Source organism: Pyxidicoccus trucidator (genome assembly GCF_010894435.1).
GTDB lineage: Bacteria > Myxococcota > Myxococcia > Myxococcales > Myxococcaceae > Myxococcus > Myxococcus trucidator.
In genome coordinates this window covers 35,652-55,174 of sequence record NZ_JAAIXZ010000021.1, presented here as the reverse complement: position 1 = coordinate 55,174, position 19,523 = coordinate 35,652, and the positions used below count along the sequence as shown (strand labels likewise).

The following is a 19,523-nucleotide window of genomic DNA, read 5'->3' as shown; positions in this document are numbered from 1 at the left end:
TCAGGGCAGGGGGCTGTAGAGCTGGAGGGCCACGCGCACGTTGTCCGAGCGCAGGCCCACCGGACCGTCGAAGGTGAGCGCCTCCGCGGGCAGCTCACCCTCCCAGGCCAGCCGGCCATCCGCCCAGACGCGCAGCAGGGGGCCGTCGAGCACGGCACGCAGCGTGTGCTGCCTTCCAGGCGCGGGTGCTTCCACGGAGCCCCGGCGCACGGGACGCACGGTGGTGTAGCCCCCGTTGCCGCACTCGCGGCTGGTGTGCTGCCCCGGGTTGCGCTTGTAGTTGACGACGACGCCCGGCTTCGGGGCGATGCGCCACATCACATAGACCAGGTTGCAGCCATCGAGCGCCCGCAGCTTGAGGCCCACCTGCTGGCGCTGCTCCCCTGACGCGAGCGCCACCTGCTGCACCGTGGGCCCCAGCACCGTGAAGCGCAGCTCGGCCGACGCGGCCTTGGAGCCCGGCACCACCGCGCGCATGCGAGGCCCGTCGACGATGAGCTGCCCGTCCGGCTCGGGCCGCAGCTCGCCCTGCGTGACCTTCAGCCGGGACAGCGACACGGGCGTCTGCACGGACCTGGCTTCCTTCCGCCCGTGTTCACCTTCCGCTCGCACGGGCCGACCTTCTCTCCGCGGGGCCCCGTCTGACGCGCTCAGGGCCACCCCCCCGAGCCCGAGCAGCATGGCGACGGCGACACAGGCCGCCAGGCGCTGCCGCGGCGTCACGGCGTCCCGGCGCCCAGGAAGGTGCCGAGCGCCTGCACATGGGCGTGCAGGTAGGCCTGCTCCGCCCGCAGCCGGGTCAGCTCCAGCAGCAGGTAGTCGCGGAAGCGGCGGACCTCCCGCGTCTGCAGGGCCTCCACCTCGCGGAGCTGGCCCTCCAGGTCCGTCACCAGGGTGGACACCTCGCGCAGGCGGCCCTCCTCGGTGCGCTGGACGGAGCGCAGCTCCGCCATCAGCTCGCCCACCCGCTGGGGCACGCCCGACACGTCCTCGAGCGTCGCCCGGCGCCGGCCCTCGCGGGCGCGGGCGTTGGCCGTGCCCTGCCACAGGTGGCCCAGGTTGTAGCTGACCGTGATCTGCCCGAAGAGGGGGACCTCCTGCTCCACGTCGATGAGCTCGTCGTACCCGCCGCGCAGGCTCAGCTGCCAGGCCTTCGCGCTGCGCAGTCCTCCGGAGGCGGCCTCCACCTCGTCGTCCGCGGCCTGAAGCTCCTCCAGCAGCGTGTCGAGCCGCTGGCCTTCCGGAACGCGAGGCCGTGCCGCCAGCCGCTCGCGGGTCAGCGCGGTGTGGGTGGCAAGGGCCCGCAGGTTGTCCAGCCGCACCTGCACGGCGTTCAACTCCTCCAGCGTCGTCCTTCCTTCGCGCAGGTCATTGCGCAGCGAGGTGACCAGCTCCTCGGCACGGGGCAGGGCGTCCTGGAGCACCCGGGCGCGGGCCTCCAGCGCGGAGTCCTCGCCCAGGCCGCTGCCCTGGTGGATCGCGGCCTCCAGCGTGGTCAGGGCACGCTGGCGGCGGCACTCGGCTTCCGCGCGCTTGCGGAGGGCTCCGCCGCGATACAGCCCCACGAAGTCGTAGCCGACGCCGGCTGTCAGCCGCCACTTCGGCTTGCCCAGCGCCGTGGCGCCTGCGCCACCCTCGGCCTCACCCGTGTTCACCAGGCCAAAGCCGGCGAACAGCTCCGGCGCCAGCTCCAGCGCCGCCTCCGCGTCGCCCACGCCACGCACGAAGTCGCAGTAGCCGCCCGCCCGGTCCTCTACCTGGGGCGGAGCCGCCGGCCCGGCAGGAGGCGCCTGCTGCGCCAGCGCGGTCCGCGCGGCCAGGGACAGCAGCGCACCGCAAGTGAGCATCATCCGCATAGACCGTCTCCACCTCCGCGGGAGGGCGCCATCTACAGCAGCATCGGGGGACGGCCCAGGTGGAGCAAATCCTCCCGGGCAGCAGGCGAGTCCGATAGCTGGATTTCCACCATCACCCCCCGGAGCATGTACTGGCGGATGGGATGTTTGATGGACACCTCGCCCTCCAGCACCACGCCCACCACGCCCACCTCTCGACACCAGAACAGCTTGGCCGAGCAGGCATAGAGCGGCGTGCCCTGCCCGGCCTGGGGCAGGTTCTCGTAGGGAACGAAGGCCACCGTCAGGTCTTTTTCAATCGCCCGGAGGTACGGCGACGCGCGCAGCGACGCAATCAGCGTGGCATACCGGAGGGCCACGTCGTCCAGGGCCTTCAAGTCCTCGCGCAGGCTCTTGAGGGTGGCCTCCGCGCGGGACAGCTCCAGCGCCGAGTGCGTGTACTCGCGCTCCAGCAGCAGCACGTCCGTGGTCATCCCGTCCGGCGTGCTGTCCTTGCCCAGCCCGCCCTCCACCGCCGCCAGGCCGGCGAGCTCCCGGTTGAGCGACTCCAGCCGCGTCTCCAGGTCCACGGAGCTCTGCGCCAGCGACAGGTTGCTCTGCGCGAGCTGCGCCAGGTGGTGGTTGATGGTGAGCTTGTCCTCCTGCTCCAGCAGCCGCGCGCCATACAGCGCGTCGGTGCGCACGCGCGTCAGGCCGGAGAAGGCGCGGTTGGACGTGAGGATCTCCTCCCGGGCCAGGCCGTACTCGCGCCGCAGCTCCGACAGGCGCCGGGACACCCGGGCTCTCGCGGCGCGCTCACCGTGCAGGGCCACCCGGAAGCGCTGCTGGAAGGCGCGCTCGGCTGTGATGGTGCGCTCGGCGTCCGCGATGCGGTTCTCCACCGTGCGCCGCTCCGCGAGCACGTGGTCCCGGGCGGACGTCTGCGCCGCAACCTGGGTGTTGAGGGTGAGGATCTCCTGGTCCGTGGGCGACATCACGGTGGGGGTCACCCAGCTCCGGCTCACCATGAAGAAGCCCTGCACGGAGAGGAAGGAGAGGAGCCCGAGCATGATCAACGCCAGCAGCACCGAGCCCATGAACTTGTAGGCCGAGACCACGATGGAGTTGATGCGATTGGCGACGCGTTGGTTCATGGATGAGAGCCCTCACCAGCGTGGGTGGGAGGAAGGCCGCCGCCGTTGTCCGCGGGCGACTCGGCCGGAGCGCTGCTGGGACTGCCCCGCGTCTCCCAGCTCCCCGAGTCCAGTGTCAGCAGCGCGAGCGGCGTGAACAGCGCGTAGGTCACCGGCATCAGCATCGCCATGGGCAGGAAGCTCGCGCCATGCACGCGCCGGTCGTCCGGCAGGTGCCGGGTCTCGAACCGGTAGATGATGCCCAGCAGGCCGATGACCAGGAAGTGGAAGGCGAGGATGTCCCAGAACTCGCCGTTGAGGACGTTGTGGACGATGACCACGGGATACGAGAGCAGCAGCGCGAGCTGTGACACGTAGTGGACCGTCACCACCGGATGCAGCCGCCAGGCGTGAGACAGGCCCCCCAGCAGGTCCACCAGGTTGGAGCGCCGCCACCGCAGCTGCTGCGAGAAGTACCCGGCCAGCGTGGCCGGCGCGGCGGTGAAGCAGAAGGCGTCCAGCGTGTAGACCGTCTCGTAGTTGTGCTTGACGATCTGCCGCGTGAGGAAGCGGTCCTCGCCGTACTTGATGGGGACGCCGGCGATGGAGCGGGCCTCGAGGATGGGCTCCAGCTCCAGCAACACGTGGCGGCGGTACGCGGTGAGGCAGCCCGTCAGGCACATCACCTGCCGGAAGCTGCGCTCCAGGTCCTTCAGCCACTCCTGGGCGAAGTGGAACTTGATTTCAATCATCCGCGTCAGCCAGTTCTGGTGACGGTTCGTCACGAAGGTGCGGCCACCCACGGCGGCGATGCGGGGACTGGTGAAGCGGCGCACCAGCTGCCGGACCGCGGACTTGTCGACGATGACGTCCGAGTCCACCGACACGATGATCTCCGCGTCGACGGCGGCCTTCACGCCCCGGTTGATGCCCTTGCGCTTGCCCATGTTCTCCGGGTTGCGCAGCACGACGACGTTGGCGTGCCCCTCTCCGGCCTTCAGCGCCCAGGCGAAGCTGTCGTCCTTGGAGCAGTCATCCACCACGACGATCTGCAGCAGGTGGCCGGGATAGTCCTGCTCCAGCAGGCTGCGGACGGCATGGAAGATGCCCTTCCCCTCGTTGAAGAGCGGGATGACGATGGCCACCCGGGGAAGGAACGTGTCGTCCACCCGGTCGAACCGCTGGCCTCGCAGGCGCCGCAGGAAGGGACCGAGGATGTAGCGGTTCATCAGCACCACGATGAACAGCAGATGAATGGGAAAGAGCTCCATCAGGTCCTGCTCCCCGTCACGCCAACGAGCTCCTTCCACACGGAAGCGCTCCGCTTCCGCGGCCCCCAATACGAGCGACCGGAAGGTTGGCGGAACAGGCGCCACCGCCAACTGCCCGCGCGTACAGGGCCACTGACCATGAGTGGGCACATCACGCCGCGGTGACACGTCCACTTCCAGGCATTGCTTGCGACTCGCGGCCTGGGTGACGAGGGACCGAGGGCCGCTCAGGTTCTGCCCCCGGACTTCTGGCGGCGTCGCCTGGGGGGAGCCATGTCATCTGGATCAGGATTCAAGGGACCGCGTGGGCTCGCGGTGCTGCTGGGGGCGTGTGTGCTGGCCTTCACCTCGGGAGCACGGGCCCAGGTGCCAGCGGAAGTCGGGCAGTGGACGCACCTGGGGACCTGGCCGCTGTCCGCCACGCACGCCAACCTCCTCCCCAACGGGAAGGTGTTCGTCTTCGGCGAGTTCGAGGAGGGCTCGGGCCCGCCGGTGCTGTGGGACCCCGCCACCGGCACGCTCGGGTTCGCGGCCACACCCGACTACAACATCTTCTGCGCGGGGCACTCGTTCCTCGCCGACGGACGGCTGCTGGTGACGGGCGGGCACACGGACTCGCACATCGGGCTGGCCGAGACGTCCATCTATGACGGGGCCACGGACACGTGGATGCCCGGCCCCGACATGAACGACTTCCGGTGGTACCCCACCAACACCACGCTGCCCAACGGTGACGTGGCCATCCTCTCCGGAGAGACGCACGGGGCGGGGATGACCAACGAACTGGTGCAGGTGTACCAGACGGGGGCTCCGGGCGGCGGCCCCGCCAACACGCTGCGGGATTTGACCACCGCGGTGAGAGACCTGCCGTACTACCCGCGCATGTTCGTGGCGCCCAACGGCAAGCTCTTCTTCGCCGCCCCCCGGCGCGCCACCATGTACCTGGACACGAATGGCACGGGCACCTGGTGGGAGCACGGCCGCAGCCTCTTCGGAGGCCGCACCTACGGCTCGGCGGTGTACTTCGACGGCAAGGTGATGATTGTCGGAGGAGGGGACCCGCCCACGGCCACCGTGGAGCTCATCGACCTCAACCAGTCGGCGCCGACGTGGCGCTACACCGCCTCCATGTCGCTGCCCCGGCGGCAGTGCAACGCCACCATGCTGCCGGACGGCACGGTGCTCGTCACGGGAGGCTCCAGCGCCACCGGCTTCAGCACCGCCTCCGGCGCGGTGAAGTACGCGGAGGTCTTCAGCCCCGCCACGGAGAAGTGGACGAAGCTGGCCTCCGCCCAGGACTTCCATGGGTACCACGCCACGTCGCTGCTGCTACCGGACGGGCGCGTCCTGCACGGCGGGGGCCGCAACGTGCGCACGATGGAGATCTTCTCGCCGCCGTATCTCTTCAAGGGTGCGCGTCCCACCCTGGCCTCCGCCCCCGACGTGGTGGAGCCGGGCACGAGCTTCAGCGTGTCCTCACCGGAGGCGGCCTCCATCCGCAAGGTGACGCTCATCGGGCTGGGCGCGCCGACCCACGCCATCGACCAGGGGCAACGCTTCGTCACCCTGGGCTTCACGCCGACCGCGGGCGGGCTGAGCATCACCGCGCCCGCCACCAACGTGGAGGCGCCTCCGGGCCCGTACATGCTCTTCCTCGTCGACGACAAGGGCGTACCGTCCGTGGGGAAGATCGTGACGGTGGCACTGGAGCCGCAGAAGCTCCGGCGGGTGGTGTCGTTCAGCGACGTGTGGCGGTACGACGCCCGGGGCGTGGACCCCGGTGCGGACTGGAGGCTCCGGGACTTCGACGACTCCGCGTGGAGTTCGGGTCCGGGGCAGCTCGGCTATGGGGACGACGACGAGGGGACGGAGCTGCCGCGCACGTCGCCGTCGCAGTCCTCGGTGTACTTCCGCAAGGACCTCACCCTGGACAGGCCCGTCACCCGCGCGCAATTGGAGCTGCTCTTCGACGACGGCGTCGGCGTGTGGGTCAACGGCGTGCCCGTGTTCGCGAAGAACCTGGACAGCGGCCTGGAGCACGGCGCGTATGCCTCCGACTCGGCGAGCAACGCGTACGTCCGTACCGCCGTGCCGCTGTCGGGCAACCCCTTCGTGGTGGGGCACAACGTCATCGCCGTCATGGTGAAGCAGGTGAGCGCCACCTCCGAGGACCTGACCTTCGCCCTGGGACTGGAGGTGGAGCTGAGCGACGACGGGCCCGCACCCGACACGCTCACCCTGGTCTCGCCCAACGGCGGTGAGGAGCTGATTGTCGGCACCTCTTCCACCATCCGCTGGAACACCAGCGGCAGCGTGCCCACCGTGGACCTGGCGCTGTCGACGGACGAGGGCGCCAACTGGGCGCCCATCGCCTCCGCGGTGGCGAACACGGGCGTCTACACCTGGCAGGTGCCCAACCTGCCTACCGCACATGCGCTGGTGCGCGTGTCCCGCGCCGGTGGGGGCACTCCGGTGGATGTGAGCAACGGCGTCTTCTCCATCTCCACCGTGCGGCGGGAGCTGCTCATCCCCTGGCGCTCCACCTGGAAGTACCAGGACAGCGGGGTGGACCCGGGGGCGTCCTGGAAGACGGCGGGCTTCGACGATGGCGCGTGGCCCTCCGGCGCGGGGCAGCTCGGCTACGGCGACGGGGACGAGACGACCGTGCTGCTGCGGACCACGCCGTCGCAGACGAGCACCTACTTCCGCAAGAAGATCACCGTGTCCGGCCAGGTGACGAGCGCCACGCTGGACGTGCTCTATGACGACGGCATCGTGGTGTACGTGAATGGGACGCAGGTGCTCGTCCGCAACGTGAGCGCCAGCAACACCGTGCACGCGAAGTACGCGAACGCGGGCGCGGAGAACTCCAGCGCAACGGAGTCACTGTTGCCGGAGGTGTTCGTGCAAGGGGAGAACACCCTCGCCGTCGTGGTGAAGCAGGTGGGCGCGACGTCGCCCGACCTGACCTTCGACCTGTCCCTGGAGCTGGGAATCAGCGTCCCGCCACCGGCGGGGAGATGAGCGCCGCAGCCCGCTGGAGGTCTCTCTCCAGCTCCTGCTGCCGGGCCTCGCGCTGGCCGGGCGACTTGAAGGCGATGCCGGCCATGGACTCCTGGGCGGCGCGGGCGACTCGCGCCACGCCGTCCCGGGAGATGACGCCCTGGTTGAAGGCCTCAATCGCTGCGCCCACGTAGGTGTCGAAGAAGTAGACGCGCTTCTCGCGCCAGGACTGGCGGGTGGCCTCGGGCGTGTCCACCACGTCGTGGATGAACACGGCGTGCACCGCTTGCGGCGCCGCCGCCAGCATCCGGTCGCCGAACTCCACGTCGCCCTGGCCGCTGTCTCCCACGAAGACGAAGCCGTACTCGGGGAAGGCGCGGATGTAGCGCTGGAAGTTGTCGAACTTCTTGTCGGCGATGCGCGAGTTGCCGAGGAGGTGGGCGAAGCTGCCGGAGAGCACGGCGGGCGGCGGGACGCCGTGCTCGCGCAGCGTGTCCAGCGTCATGTTCTCCACCACGCCCAGCGCGTCCATGGGACGCGCGGTGACGAAGGTGAGGTCCCCCTCCCGGCCGGGGATGAGGCCGGGGCCGCGGTCCAGCTCCGAGTAGAAGGCGAGCACGCCCGGGTACACCGTCTTGGACGGATACCGCTGGTCCTTGAGGTTCGCGTAGAAGGTGTCGTCGATGTCGCTGAGGACCTTGTTCTCTCCGCTGGGCGTGGCCTCGGCCTCGCGGCGGATGTGGGCGAGGATTTCCTCGCGCAGGGCCGGGTCGTCCACGTCGTCGAACAGGAGCTTCTCCAGGTCCTGGTGGTTGCCGCCCGCGTCGAGCAGGTTCTTGAAGGTGGTCAGCTCCCGGCCGCGCAGCCCGAGGAACAAGTCCCGCACGCGGCGCTCTCCCTCGAGATGGGTGGTGCCCACCTGGAGCGCCGTCACCAGGCTGGCCCGCACGGGCAGCGACAGCTCGGCCGCTCGCCGGGAGCACAGCAGGTCCAGCAGGGCGGTGTGGTGGTCCGGGCCGAGGACGCGGTCGTCCATGTCACTCAGCAGGGCTTCCAGGTCCACGTTGGTCAGCAGGAAGTTGAGCTCCGCGGCGGTGGCCCCGGTGAGCAGCTCCAGGATGCGGCGCTCCTCGGAGGTGTCCGTGTGGCCGGCCATGAGGGTGCGCAGCGTCTCCAGCTTCTTCGTCGCGGCAGTCAGGTCCATGGTTCATCCCCCCGGCCCGGTGTGTCATTGCGTCGGCGCGGGCCTGCGTCCGAGCCTGCGAGCCTACGCGGGGTGCGTCCCGGCGTGGTAGAGGTAGGGCCATGTCGACCGTCACCCACCTGGAGTTGAAGCCGGACGAGGTCCACGTGTGGATTGTCGAGCCGGAGCGCATCGACGACCGGCAGTTGCTGGAGGCCTACTGGGGGCTGCTGGATGCGAGGGAGCGCGAGAAGCAGCGCCGCTTCCGCTTCGAGCGCCACCAGCGGCAATACCTGGTGAGTCATGCGCTGGTGCGGCTGACGCTCTCGCGCTACGCGCCGGTGGCGCCGCAAGCGTGGACGTTCGCGACCAACGCCTACGGGCGGCCGGAGGTGCAGGGCGAGTGGGGCACGAAGCTGCGCTTCAACCTGTCCCACACGGACGGCATGGCGCTGGTGGCGGTGGGGACGGGAGCGGAGCTGGGCGCGGACGTGGAGGATGCGCAGCGGGACGGGGAGACGGCGGAGATCGCCGACCACTACTTCGCGGCCTCGGAGGTGGCGGCGCTGCGCTCGCTGCCGCCCGAGCGCCACCGGGAGCGCTTCTTCGAGTACTGGACGCTGAAGGAGTCGTACATCAAGGCGCGCGGCGCGGGGCTGTCGCTGCCGCTGGACCAGTTCGCCTTCCACCTGGAGGCGGGCCAGTCGCCGCGCGTCTCCTTCGACGCGCGGATGCGGGACGAGCCGGACGCGTGGCAGTTCGTGCAGCTGCGTCCCTCGGAGCGGCACCAGGCGGCGGTGGCGCTGAAGCGGGCGCGGGGCCTGCCGCTCAGCGTGCGCTGGCAGTTCACCGTGCCGCTGTCCGGGGACACGACGCCGCCCCGCATCCAGGCGGCGTGAGCGGGGCAGGGCGGCTCAGGCCGGGGACGCCATCCAGCGCCCGAGGTCCTCGCGCACCGCGGCGAGGATGGCGTCCTGCTGCTGGCGGATGAAGAAGTGGCCGCCGGGGAAGTGGCGCACGCGGAAGTCCTCGCTCTTCGTCTCCTCCTGCCAGCGCTCCAGTTTGGCCACGGGCACGTGCGTGTCGCCCACCGCGCCCAGGGCGGAGATGGGGACGTCGAGCTTCACCGCGTGGTTGCCGTTCTCCCACCAGGCGAGCGCGAAGTCCGCGCGCAGCGTGGGCAGCAGCAGCTCCAGCAGCTCGCGGTGCTGGAGGATTTCCTCCGGCGTGCCGTCGTACTTGCGCAGGTGGGCGATGAACTCCGCCTCGGGCAGGTGATGGATGGGCTCCCGCTCGTTCTCACGCGGCGGGCCGGCGGCGGCCATCATCAGGCCGCGGGGCATGGGGCCGTTGCGCACGTGCAGGCGGCGCGTCACCTCCAGGGAGATGCGCGAGCCCATGCTGTAGCCGAAGAAGGCGAAGGGCCGGTCCAGCAGCGGCGCGAGCACGGGCAGCAGCGCGTCCACCAGCGCGGGCAGGCTGTCGATGGGCTTCTCCATCAGCCGCCGCTCGCGGCCGGGGAGCTGCACGGGGCACAGCTCCACGCCCGCGGGCATGCCGGCGCCCCACGCGTTGTAGATGGCCGCGCTGCCACCGGCGAACGGGAAGCAGAACAGCCGCATGCGCGGGTCCGTCAGGGGCTTCCGCGTGGGGAACCAGCGGTCAGGGGGATTCGGGCTCGGGGTGGTCGCGCTTCGCATGGCTGACACGCTCTGTCGCACGGGCACGGAAAAGGGGTCAAGCCCCCGGCGGTGTGCGCACCATGATGAGCTTGGGGTACGCGCACCGGAAGCCCGCCTTCTCGTAGCTGCGCTGTGACGCCGTGGAGGGCTCCGTCGCGGCGGTGGCCACGTCGCAGCCCTGCTCGGCCGCCCAGGCCAGCCGTGCGTGGATGAGCGCCACCTGCAGCCCCCGTCCCTGGTAGGGCCAGGGGACGCCGTCCCCCGACAGCAGCGCCACGCCGGCCGTGGCGGACACCACGCCCACGCCGCGCGGCTCGCCGTCCACGCAGGCCAGGAAGCAGGTGTTGCACGGCGTGCGCGTCAGGTTCAGGCCGCCCGCCAGCTCCACGTCCGCCGAGGCGGGCCGCCCCGCGTAGGCGTGGAAGAAGAGCCCCGCCCACATGTGCTCCTCGCCCGGCACCAATGGGCGCACCGTCACCCCCGGAGGAGGCGGCGGCACCGCTCCCGGACGGCGCCACCAGACGAGCTGGAAGTACTCCACGGCATAGCCCCGCCGCGCCAGCTCCCTCCCCAGCGAGGCGTCGCAGAAGGGGCCCAGCTCGATGCGGACCGCGCCGCCGTCCTGGCCCAGCAGCGCCTCGATGCGGTCCACGTCCTCCGCGCCCACCACGCCGCCCAGCCCCACCCCCAGCGCGACGGAGTACAGCGCGCGCGGTCCCGTGTAGATGGCCCGTCCTCCCGCCACATGCAGCGAGGGCCGCCCCACGCGTCCGGGCAGGGGCGTCTGGTCCACCTGCTCCGCCTGCGCCTGCTCGATGCGCCACGCCAGCCTGCGTGGCTCCGGATGAGGCAACGTCTCGGCGTCCATGGGCCACCTCACCTCCAGTCTGCCCTGGAATCCGCACTGCCCGTGAGGCACCGCGCGCGGGAGCGCGGAACTCACACACGTCCCCTCAAGGCTTGCGCGTTGCGCGGAGTGTCATGGGTTTCAGGCATTGGCGGGGCTGATGAAGGTCTGTGATAGCTTGCCGCGCGTGAGCTACGAGCTGTCACACCTCGAGGCCCTGGAAGCCGAGTCCATCTTCATCATCCGCGAGGTGGCGGCCGAGCTGGACCGTCCGGTGCTCCTGTTCTCGGGAGGGAAGGACTCGGCGGTGATGCTGCACCTGGCGGTGAAGGCCTTCGCGCCCGCGCCGCTGCCCTTCCCGTTGATGCACGTGGACACCGGGCACAACTTCCCGGAGGTGCTCCAGTACCGGGACGCGCGCGTGGCGGAGCTGGGCGCGCGGCTCATCGTCGCCTCGGTGCAGGAGGCCATCGACGGTGGCCGCGTGGCGGAGGAGAAGGGCCCGCGCGCCTCGCGCAACCGCGCGCAGACGGTGCCGCTGCTGGAGGCCATTGAACAGCACCAGTTCAACGCCGTGTTCGGTGGGGCCCGGCGCGACGAGGAGAAGGCCCGCGCGAAGGAGCGCGTGTTCTCGTTCCGCGACGAGTTCGGCCAGTGGGACCCGAAGAACCAGCGCCCGGAGCTGTGGAGCCTCTACAACGGCCGCCACCGCAGGGGTGAGCACCTGCGCGTCTTCCCCCTGTCCAACTGGACCGAGCTGGACATCTGGCAGTACATCGACCAGGAGCGCGTGGCGCTGCCGTCCATCTACTTCAGCCACCGCCGCGAGGTGTTCCGCCGCGACGGCATGCTGATGGCGTGGTCGCCGTACCTCCAGCTGATGCCGGGAGAGCAGGTCTCCACGGCCGAGGTGCGCTTCCGCACCGTGGGCGACATGACCTGCACCGCGTGTGTCGAGTCCACGGCCACCACGGTGGAGCAGGTCGTCACCGAGATTCGCGCCTCGCGCGTCACCGAGCGGGGGGCCAGCCGCGCGGACGACAAGTTCAGCGAGACGGCGATGGAAGACCGCAAGCGTGAGGGCTACTTCTAGTGGAACTGCTTCGTTTCGCGACCGCGGGCTCCGTCGACGACGGCAAGAGCACGCTCATCGGCCGGCTGCTCCACGACACCCGGTCCATCCTCGAGGACCAGCTCGCGGCGGTGGAGCGCACCAGCCGCGCGCGCGGGGACGAGTACGTCAACCTGGCGCTGCTGCTGGACGGCCTGAAGGCCGAGCGAGAGCAGGGCATCACCATCGACGTGGCGTACCGCTACTTCGCCACGGTGAAGCGCAAGTTCATCATCGCGGACACCCCCGGGCACGTGCAGTACACGCGCAACATGGTGACGGGCGCGTCCACGGCGGACCTGGCGCTCATCCTGGTGGACGCGCGCAAGGGCGTGCTGGAGCAGACGCGCCGCCATGCCTTCATCGCCTCGCTGCTGCGCGTGCCGCACCTGGTGCTCTGCATCAACAAGATGGACCTGGTGGGCTTCGACGCGGCCGTCTTCGAGGGCATCCGCGAGGAGTTCCGCCGGTTCTCCATGAAGCTGGACGTGTCGGACCTCACGTTCATCCCCATCTCCGCGCTGGGCGGGGACAACGTGGTGACGCGCTCGGAACGGATGCCCTGGTACCAGGGGTCCACGCTCCTGCACCACCTGGAGAACGTGCACATCGCGTCTGACCGGAACCTCATCCACGTGCGCTTCCCGGTCCAGAGCGTCATCCGCCCCATGTCCACGAAGCACCACGACTACCGGGCCTACGCCGGGCAGGTGTTGGGCGGCGTGCTGCGCCCGGACGACGAGGTGATGGTGCTGCCCTCCGGCTTCACCACCCGCATCCGCGCGCTGGAGCTGGCGGGGAAGCCCCTGACAGAGGCCTTTCCCCCCATGGCGGTGAACGTGTCGCTGGCCGAGGAGCTGGACATCAGCCGCGGCGACATGCTCTGCCGGCCGGGCAATCCGCCCCACGTCGGGCAGGACATCGATGCCATGGTGTGCTGGCTGTCGGAGTCCTCGGCGCTGCGGCCCGGCGCGCGGCTGGCCATCAAGCACACCACGCGCTCGGCGCGGGCGATGGTCAAGCAGCTGCACTACCGGCTGGATGTGAACTCGCTCCACCGCGACGAGGACGGCACGGAGCTCAAGCTCAACGAAATCGGCCGGGTGACGCTGCGCACCACCGTCCCCCTGTTCTTCGACGAGTACCGGCGCAACCGCCACACCGGCAGCTTCATCCTCATCGACGAGGCGACGAACGCCACGGTGGGTGCCGGGATGATCAACGGCCCCGCGATTCGAGGATGACGACGATGCGAGAAGCTCCGGGTTTCATCCTCTGGCTGACGGGCATGTCCGGTGCGGGCAAGAGCACGCTGTCCCGTGCGCTGTGCGCGCAGCTGGAGCCCATGCGGGCGGTGGAGTTGCTGGACGGTGACGAGGTGCGCACCTGGTTGTCGCGCGGGCTGGGCTTCTCCCGCGAGGACCGCGATGAGAATGTGCGCCGCATCGGCAAGGTGGCCATGCTGCTGGCCCGCCACGGCGTGGGTGTCATCGTCGCCGCCATCTCCCCGTACCGGAGCTCGCGCGACGAGGTGCGCCAGATGGCCGCCGCGAAGGGCATCCCCTTCGTGGAGGTCTACATCCAGGCCAGCCTGGACGCGCTCATCGCCCGGGACGTGAAGGGGCTCTACAAGAAGGCGCTGGCCGGAGAGATTCTCCACTTCACCGGCGTGTCGGACCCGTACGAGGCCCCGGAGACGCCCGAGGCCATCGTCCGCTCGGACGCGGAGCCGGTGGAGGTCGGGCTGGCGCGCGTGCTGGACGTGCTGCGCGCGAGCGGCCTCGTGGCTTCCGTCGCCGCGGCCTGACGCTTCCAGCCCGCTGTAGAGGCCCCCAGGCCTGGCCTGGGGGCCCGGACGCGCTCATCCCTCCAGCGTGAAGGTGGCGGAGCCGTGCAGCCGCTTCGCGGCGATGCCGCGCTCGCGGCACTCGGCGAGGAGCCGGTCGGACTCCTTCATGCGAGGCGTCTCCATGGTGGCCGGAGGGCCGATGATGTGCTCCATCCAGGGCTCCAGGCCCATGGCGTAGTTGTAGAGCCGCTTCGCTCCCAGCATCCCCAGCATCCGCAGCCCCTCGGGCGTGTTGCTGCCGCGGCAGCGCCGGTTCTTCTCCATCTTCCGGTCGCGCTTCTTGGGGAACAGCGCCTCCATCATCCACGTGTGTGGCGCGCCCTCAATCTCCGTGTTCATGAACACGGTGTGCATGTCGCCCACCATCTGCTGCAGGTTCCGGTAGAGGGCGTCATCCACGCAGGTGGAGTCCGCGGCGAAGAACAGGCGCTCGTTGCCGGTGCGGATGATCCACGAGGACTTGGAGTGGTTGAGGTCGCCGTGCTCGCCCAGGAAGGGCGCGGCCATGATTTCGCCGTCGGGGATGGAGATGGGGTCCAGGGCCTGCGGCTCCAGCACGCTCCGGAAGCCCAGCGAGCGGGCCAGGAGGCTCAGCGAGTAGTCGCCCACCATGAGCCCGCCGGAGCGCGGCACCACCAGGTGGCCCACCCGCTGCCGCAGGCGCAGCAGCGTCTCGAAGTCCCAGTGGTCCGGGTGGCTGTGGGTGATGATGACGTAGTCGATGCGGCGCGGCAGGTCCGTGAAGGAGATGCGCTCCATGCCACCGGCGCTGGGGCGCACCGGCACCACGGCGTCCATCAGAATCGTGGTGCCCTTCCACTCCACCAGCACGCACGCGTGGCCCACGTAGCGCACCCGCGGCACCGGGCCGTTCCACGGCTCCGGAGGCGGAGGGAGCGGCGCCTCGGACAGCAGCGGCAGCAGCTCCGCGTCGTCCTTCACCGCCGGGCCCAGCAGGTCGCGAATCCAGCCCAGCGGCTTCGGCTCCAGGTCCAGGCTGAACAGCCGGTCCAGCCGCTCGTCCTGGAAGGGCACCTTCCAGTCGAGCTGTCCCGCCTCCAGGAGGCGCGGCGTGGCCATCATGGAGGCGCGGTCATCGCGCTCCAGCCGCGACAGGCGCAGCGACTGCAGCTCCGGCTTGTGGAAGCGGCTGCGGTACGTGAGCCCCTCGAGGATCCGGACGGACGGGCGGTTGTGGTAGTCGTAGACGAGCTCCACCAGGCCGCGCAGCGGCTCGGGCACCTTCTCGTAGAGCGGCTCCAGCGACTGCCCCTTGGCCTCCGCCAGCAGCCAGCCCTGGAACTCCTCCAGCGCCTCGGCCAGCTTGATGCGGTCCTCCTGCTCCGTCTGCATGCGCTGGAGCAGGTCCTTCACCTCGCCCGCACGCGCCGCGGGGATGCCCACGAAGGAGGTGCCGCTGAGCGCCGGGTCCCTCGCCGCGCGGGCGTGGAAGTCCGGGCTCTGCAGGTAGTTCTTCAGCAGGGGCACCAGGTACGCATGGGTGTGGAGGCTGGCGGGGACCGGGGCCACCGTCATCCACCAGGCCGTCCAGTCCTGGACGAGGGGCTCGACAAGCGTGTGGTCCGCGAAGCGGTAGAGGGACGAAGTTGTCATGGGGTGTCTCTGGCGGACTACTTGAGGATGCGCTCCATCCGGACGTAGGGGCGCTCGGCCTGGATGCCCTTGCCGCGGCAGTGCTCCAGGAACTTGTTCGACTCGATCATCTGCGGCGCCTTGTCGTCGTACACGAGGATCATCACGTGGCGCAGCCACGGCTCCTGGCCCATCGCGTAGACGTAGACCTCCTTGGGGGAGAGGTAGTTGGTGATCTCCACGGCGCGGGCGCTGTCGGAGCCATTGAGCCGGCGTGCCTGGTCCATCTTCCGAGGGAGCGGGTTGCTCAGCAGCGGGCCATACATCCAGCTCATGGGGCCGCCCTCGCACTCCATGCCGAGGAAGAGCACGTCGATGGTGCCGACGATGTCGCGCAGGTGCTGGTACAGGCGCGGCTCAATCGCGTTGGAGTCCGCCGCCATCAGCATCGACTTGCCGCCCAGCCGGACGAGGTGCGCCGTCTTCGCCTGGATGGCGAGGTCGCTGTGCTCGCCGAGGAAGGGCAGGCCGGTGATGGAGCCGCCCGGCACCTGAATCTCCTGCAGGTCGTCGATCTCCACCACGTTCTTGAAGCCGGTGTGGTGCAGCATCAGCCGCAGCGAGGGGTCCGCTATCGAGTTGCCGTTGTTGCGCGGGACGATGATGGTGCCCACCCGGTGCCGGAGCTGGAGGAGCGTCTCCATCATCAGGTGGTCGGCGTGGCCGTGGGTGAGGACCACGTAGTCGATGTGCTCGGGCAGGTCCGAGTGCGTGTAGCGCGGCAGCTCCGTGGGGAACTCGTAGCTGATGACGGGGTCCGTGAGGATGCTGACCTCCTTCGTCTCCAGCAGCACGCAGGCATGGCCGAAGTAGCGCACGCGCACGCCCTCGCCCGTGTAGCGCTCCGCGCGGCGCGGCTCCGCCTCCGTGAAGAGGTTGGCGAAGGCGTCGGCGGCGCTGCCAGGCACGCCCAGCATCTCCGCGACCTGGCCCGGGGAGCCGGCGGTGTGGCGCATGCGGAACAGCGCGTCCAGGCCTTCATGCTTGAAGGGCACCTTCAGCCACAGGGGCGAGTCCCCCTCCAGGCGCGGCGTGCTGAAGATGTACGGGCGCCAGTCGCCGTCCACCACGTTGAGCGTCACGCTCTGCGAGGACTCCTGGTAGAAGTGGCTGCGGTACAGCAGCGGCTCGATGACCCGCGCGCTGGCGCGGTGGCTCAGGTCGTACGTCAGCTCCACGTAGCCGCGCAGCAGGTCGGGGACCTTGGCGTAGAGCGACTCCAGCGAGCCACCGTTGTTGGGCGCCATGAGCTGCTCGAGCTCCGCCAGGGCCTTGGTGTACGCGAGCATGTGCGCCTGCTCGCGCTGCGTGCGCTCCAGCAGCTCCTTCACCATTCCCACGCGCGACGCCGGGTGGTTGATGAAGGGGCCGCCCATCAGCAGCGGGTTCTTCAGCGCCGCCACGTGGACGTCCGGGTTGGCGACGAAGGACTGCATCAGCTTCTGGTGCAGGTTCGTCACGAACAGCGGAGCCGTCGCGGGCGACAGCAGGTACCACCAGACGTACCATTGGTTGTAGAGCGGCTCGATGGCGACGTTCGGCTTGAGGTACATCGGGCGGTCCAGCATTTCGTTCTCCGGGTGAGGCAAGATTATCCAGCAGGCCTCGCGAACTACGACGCCCCGTTGATACACGGATTTGAGTTCGCAAGCACGGGGGCAGGGGGCCTGGGGTGACACAGGCAGTGTGTGTGCGCTCCGTGTGCCGGCGGGGGGGCGCGCCCGGCGATATGCGTCCCGTCGTGTCCGCGTTTCTCCCGTGGAGAGTAACGCCGCGCTTCACGGGAGATGGCAAGGCATGAGGACGTCACGCACGCTGTCCCGGAGGGGCTCGTCCGCGGCCTTCCGGGTGTTGCTGGTGGCGCTGGTCGGGTGTGGCGGGCCCACCCAGCTGGTTGACACGAGCTTCGGCTCGGCGCGGCTGGCCGTGCGCCATGGGGAGCCGACCGAGCCCTCGGCCTCGAGGGGGGAGCTGCTGCTGGAAGAGGAGGGCAAGGAGCGTGGGGTGTTGCTGGTGCCGGAGAGCTACTCGCCGGGGTCCCCCGCGGCGCTGATAGTGCTGCTGCACGGTGCGGGGCGCGCGCCGGAGAACGTCCTTCCCCTGATGAGCGACGAGGCCCACGCCACCGGCACGCTGGTGCTGGCGCCCAAGTCCGTGGCGCGGAGCTGGGACCTGTTCGCCGTGCGTCAGTACGGCGCGGACCTGGCGTTCCTCGACGCGACGCTGGCGCGGGTGTTCCGTGAGTACTCGGTGGACCCGGAGCGCATCACCATCAGCGGCTTCTCGGACGGGGCGACCTACGCGCTGTCCGTCGGGCTGAGCAATGGCGACCTCTTCCGGCGCATCGCCGCCTTCTCGGCGGGAGGCGTCGCCGCGTCCGAGCTCCAGGGCCGGCCCGCCGTCTTCATCTCCCATGGCACGCTGGACCCGGTGCTGCCCGTCGACGGTGGGCGCTTCATCGTCGAGGAGCTCCGGGACGAGGACTACGTGGTGGACTATCGCGAGTTCGCGGGGGTGCATACCGTGCCGGAGGACATAGCCAGGGCCGGGTTCGACTTCCTGACGGGCCCCCCTCCCTGAGTGTCTCCCGTCCGTGAGGGCCGTCACCAGGGGCCCGGGGTGAGGGTGGGCGTTTCACGACAAGCCGGCACACTTGGAATCTTCGGGTTCGAGTGGGATACGCTGCGGTCCTTGATGAACACCTCCGAACTTCCCCTGGCGCCCTGGGCGCGGCGGCTGGCGCCGTCCGCCATCCAGGACATGTTGCAGAACATCACCAAGCCTGGCGTCTTCTCGCTTGCGCTGGGCCTTCCGGCCGCCGAGATGTTTCCCACGGAGGGCATGGCCGCGTCGGCGGCGAGTGTCCTGGCGGAGCAGGGGAGCGCGCTGCAGTACTCGGCCACGCTCCAGCCGCTGCGCGAGCACATCGTGGCGCTGATGGCGAAGCGGGGCGTGCGCTGTTCCCCGGAGCAGGTGTTCCTCACCACGGGCGCCCAGCAGGGGCTGAATCTGCTGGTGCGGCTGATGCTGGAGCCCGGTCAGTCGGTGATGCTGGAGGACCGCGTGTACTCGGGGTTCCAGCAGGTGCTGGAGCCGTACCAGGCGCGGCGGCTGGCGGTGCGCACAGAGGCGGGGACGGGCATCGACCTGGACTCGGTGGAGTCGGTGCTGGCCTCGGGGGAGCGGCCGGCGTTCCTGTACACGATGAGCGACGGGCACAACCCGCTGGGCATCAGCCTGGCGACGGAGGCTCGCGAGCGGCTGGTGAAGCTGGCGCGCGACTACCGGATGCCCATCATCGAGGACGACGCGTACGGGTTCCTCAACTACGAGGACCGGGTGCTACCGCCGCTGCGCGCGCTGGACGAGCAGTGGGTGTACTACGTGGGCTCGTTCTCGAAGATTCTCGCACCGGCGCTGAGGGTGGGCTGGGTGGTGGTGCCGGAGCCGATGGTCTTCCGGCTGGCCACGGTGAAGGAGTCGAGCGACATCGACACGGCGACGTTCACCCAGCGCATCATCCTGTCGTTCCTCGACTCGGGGCGGCTGGAGGGGCACCTGACGCGGCTGCGCCATGAGTACCGGCTGCGCAGGGACACGCTGCTGAAGGCGCTGGAGCAGCACCTGCCGCGAGGGGCGAAGTGGTCGAAGCCCTCGAGCGGCATGTTCGTCTGGGTGGAGCTGCCGGAGGGCGCGGACACCACCGCGTTGCTGTCGCGCGCGCTGGAGACGGAGCGGGTGGCGTACCTTCCCGGCCAGGCGTTCACGGTGGCGGGAGGGCGGTCCGCGGCCCACTGCATGCGGCTGAACTTCAGCAACTGCGAGCCTGCGCGGATTGAAGAGGCCGTGGCCCGGCTGGGGCGCGTGCTGGTGGCGGCGCAGGGGTAGACTCCATGAGGGGCTGCTGCTCCTCGGGGAGGATGGCCTCTTCCGCCGAGTAGCCCCAGCGGCGCGGC

General features: G+C 70.0%; 16 protein-coding genes. 7 read left to right on the top strand and 9 right to left on the bottom strand.

Annotated elements, in window-relative coordinates; all coding sequences use genetic code 11:
- The 4 genes from G4D85_RS39970 to G4D85_RS39955 all read right to left on the bottom strand — a co-directional run bounded on the left by G4D85_RS39970 (nucleotide 1) and on the right by G4D85_RS39955 (nucleotide 4,239).
- Nucleotides 1-570 carry a hypothetical protein gene (locus G4D85_RS39970; protein WP_240359782.1) on the bottom strand — a complete coding sequence of 190 codons (570 nt, stop codon included), beginning with the start codon at nucleotides 568-570 and terminating at the stop codon, nucleotides 1-3.
- Between the two features lie 149 nt (nucleotides 571-719).
- A complete protein-coding gene (locus G4D85_RS39965) occupies nucleotides 720-1,856 on the bottom strand; it encodes a hypothetical protein (protein WP_164019512.1) in 1,137 nt (378 codons plus the stop codon).
- Nucleotides 1,857-1,888: 32 nt separating this feature from the next.
- Nucleotides 1,889-2,989, bottom strand: a complete 1,101-nt coding sequence (locus tag G4D85_RS39960) for a coiled-coil domain-containing protein (RefSeq protein ID WP_164019511.1) — start codon at nucleotides 2,987-2,989, stop codon at nucleotides 1,889-1,891.
- Nucleotides 2,986-4,239, bottom strand: coding sequence for a glycosyltransferase family 2 protein (locus G4D85_RS39955; RefSeq protein WP_164019510.1), 1,254 nt, complete (start codon nucleotides 4,237-4,239; stop codon nucleotides 2,986-2,988). Before G4D85_RS39955 ends, G4D85_RS39960 begins: the two co-directional genes overlap by 4 nt.
- Nucleotides 4,240-4,512: 273 nt before the next feature.
- On the opposite strand from G4D85_RS39955, the gene G4D85_RS39950 reads away from it, so the two are divergent.
- Nucleotides 4,513-7,263, top strand: a complete 2,751-nt coding sequence (locus tag G4D85_RS39950) for a galactose oxidase-like domain-containing protein (RefSeq protein ID WP_164019509.1) — start codon at nucleotides 4,513-4,515, stop codon at nucleotides 7,261-7,263.
- On the opposite strand, the gene G4D85_RS39945 is transcribed toward G4D85_RS39950, so the two are convergent.
- Nucleotides 7,235-8,446: a phosphatase domain-containing protein gene (locus G4D85_RS39945; protein WP_164019508.1), complete on the bottom strand. Its 1,212-nt coding sequence runs from the start codon at nucleotides 8,444-8,446 to the stop codon at nucleotides 7,235-7,237. The genes G4D85_RS39950 and G4D85_RS39945 overlap by 29 nt on opposite strands.
- A 101-nt stretch (nucleotides 8,447-8,547) precedes the next feature.
- Between G4D85_RS39945 and G4D85_RS39940 the strand changes: the two genes are divergently transcribed.
- Nucleotides 8,548-9,324 (top strand): 4'-phosphopantetheinyl transferase family protein, encoded by a 777-nt coding sequence (locus G4D85_RS39940; protein WP_164019507.1) that lies wholly within the window; start codon nucleotides 8,548-8,550, stop codon nucleotides 9,322-9,324.
- 15 nt (nucleotides 9,325-9,339) lie between these two features.
- Here the strand turns inward: G4D85_RS39940 and G4D85_RS39935 are convergent, their stop codons facing one another.
- Both G4D85_RS39935 and G4D85_RS39930 read right to left on the bottom strand, forming a co-directional pair.
- The gene (locus G4D85_RS39935) at nucleotides 9,340-10,125 is read right to left on the bottom strand and encodes a thioesterase II family protein (protein ID WP_205525909.1); all 786 of its coding nucleotides are present in this window, start codon (nucleotides 10,123-10,125) and stop codon (nucleotides 9,340-9,342) included.
- A gap of 37 nt (nucleotides 10,126-10,162) precedes the next feature.
- Nucleotides 10,163-10,975: a GNAT family N-acetyltransferase gene (locus tag G4D85_RS39930; RefSeq protein WP_164019505.1), complete on the bottom strand. Its 813-nt coding sequence runs from the start codon at nucleotides 10,973-10,975 to the stop codon at nucleotides 10,163-10,165.
- A gap of 139 nt (nucleotides 10,976-11,114) precedes the next feature.
- On the opposite strand from G4D85_RS39930, the gene cysD reads away from it, so the two are divergent.
- The 3 genes from cysD to cysC are packed head-to-tail and all read left to right on the top strand — an operon-like array spanning nucleotide 11,115 to nucleotide 13,872.
- On the top strand, nucleotides 11,115-12,047 hold the full coding sequence (gene cysD / locus G4D85_RS39925; protein WP_164019504.1) for a sulfate adenylyltransferase subunit CysD: 933 nt from the start codon (nucleotides 11,115-11,117) through the stop codon (nucleotides 12,045-12,047).
- Nucleotides 12,047-13,309 (top strand): sulfate adenylyltransferase subunit 1, encoded by a 1,263-nt coding sequence (locus G4D85_RS39920; RefSeq protein ID WP_164019503.1) that lies wholly within the window; start codon nucleotides 12,047-12,049, stop codon nucleotides 13,307-13,309. Before cysD ends, G4D85_RS39920 begins: the two co-directional genes overlap by 1 nt.
- A gap of 5 nt (nucleotides 13,310-13,314) precedes the next feature.
- Nucleotides 13,315-13,872, top strand: coding sequence for an adenylyl-sulfate kinase (cysC, locus tag G4D85_RS39915; RefSeq protein ID WP_164019502.1), 558 nt, complete (start codon nucleotides 13,315-13,317; stop codon nucleotides 13,870-13,872).
- Between the two features lie 54 nt (nucleotides 13,873-13,926).
- Here the strand turns inward: cysC and G4D85_RS39910 are convergent, their stop codons facing one another.
- Nucleotides 13,927-15,528 carry an MBL fold metallo-hydrolase gene (locus tag G4D85_RS39910; RefSeq protein ID WP_164019501.1) on the bottom strand — a complete coding sequence of 534 codons (1,602 nt, stop codon included), beginning with the start codon at nucleotides 15,526-15,528 and terminating at the stop codon, nucleotides 13,927-13,929.
- A 17-nt stretch (nucleotides 15,529-15,545) separates the two neighbouring features.
- Complete coding sequence (locus G4D85_RS39905) at nucleotides 15,546-17,135, bottom strand: MBL fold metallo-hydrolase (RefSeq protein ID WP_164019500.1); 1,590 nt, start codon at nucleotides 17,133-17,135, stop codon at nucleotides 15,546-15,548.
- A 229-nt stretch (nucleotides 17,136-17,364) separates the two neighbouring features.
- On the opposite strand from G4D85_RS39905, the gene G4D85_RS39900 reads away from it, so the two are divergent.
- Nucleotides 17,365-18,147, top strand: coding sequence for an alpha/beta hydrolase (locus G4D85_RS39900; protein WP_164019499.1), 783 nt, complete (start codon nucleotides 17,365-17,367; stop codon nucleotides 18,145-18,147).
- 114 nt (nucleotides 18,148-18,261) lie between these two features.
- Nucleotides 18,262-19,455 carry an aminotransferase-like domain-containing protein gene (locus G4D85_RS39895; RefSeq protein WP_164019498.1) on the top strand — a complete coding sequence of 398 codons (1,194 nt, stop codon included), beginning with the start codon at nucleotides 18,262-18,264 and terminating at the stop codon, nucleotides 19,453-19,455.
- Nucleotides 19,456-19,523: the final 68 nt, after the last annotated feature.

Bases quoted from the DNA above. Each gene is read 5' to 3' on its own strand.
- G4D85_RS39965 (WP_164019512.1), bottom strand. From the start codon at position 1,856: ATGCGGATGATGCTCACTTGCGGTGCGCTGCTGTCCCTGGCCGCGCGG.
- G4D85_RS39960 (WP_164019511.1), bottom strand. From the start codon at position 2,989: ATGAACCAACGCGTCGCCAATCGCATCAACTCCATCGTGGTCTCGGCC.
- G4D85_RS39955 (WP_164019510.1), bottom strand. From the start codon at position 4,239: ATGGAGCTCTTTCCCATTCATCTGCTGTTCATCGTGGTGCTGATGAAC.
- G4D85_RS39950 (WP_164019509.1), top strand. From the start codon at position 4,513: ATGTCATCTGGATCAGGATTCAAGGGACCGCGTGGGCTCGCGGTGCTG.
- G4D85_RS39945 (WP_164019508.1), bottom strand. From the start codon at position 8,446: ATGGACCTGACTGCCGCGACGAAGAAGCTGGAGACGCTGCGCACCCTC.
- G4D85_RS39940 (WP_164019507.1), top strand. From the start codon at position 8,548: ATGTCGACCGTCACCCACCTGGAGTTGAAGCCGGACGAGGTCCACGTG.
- G4D85_RS39935 (WP_205525909.1), bottom strand. From the start codon at position 10,125: ATGCGAAGCGCGACCACCCCGAGCCCGAATCCCCCTGACCGCTGGTTC.
- G4D85_RS39930 (WP_164019505.1), bottom strand. From the start codon at position 10,975: ATGGACGCCGAGACGTTGCCTCATCCGGAGCCACGCAGGCTGGCGTGG.
- cysD (WP_164019504.1), top strand. From the start codon at position 11,115: ATGAAGGTCTGTGATAGCTTGCCGCGCGTGAGCTACGAGCTGTCACAC.
- cysC (WP_164019502.1), top strand. From the start codon at position 13,315: ATGCGAGAAGCTCCGGGTTTCATCCTCTGGCTGACGGGCATGTCCGGT.
- G4D85_RS39910 (WP_164019501.1), bottom strand. From the start codon at position 15,528: ATGACAACTTCGTCCCTCTACCGCTTCGCGGACCACACGCTTGTCGAG.
- G4D85_RS39905 (WP_164019500.1), bottom strand. From the start codon at position 17,135: ATGCTGGACCGCCCGATGTACCTCAAGCCGAACGTCGCCATCGAGCCG.
- G4D85_RS39900 (WP_164019499.1), top strand. From the start codon at position 17,365: ATGAGGACGTCACGCACGCTGTCCCGGAGGGGCTCGTCCGCGGCCTTC.
- G4D85_RS39895 (WP_164019498.1), top strand. From the start codon at position 18,262: ATGAACACCTCCGAACTTCCCCTGGCGCCCTGGGCGCGGCGGCTGGCG.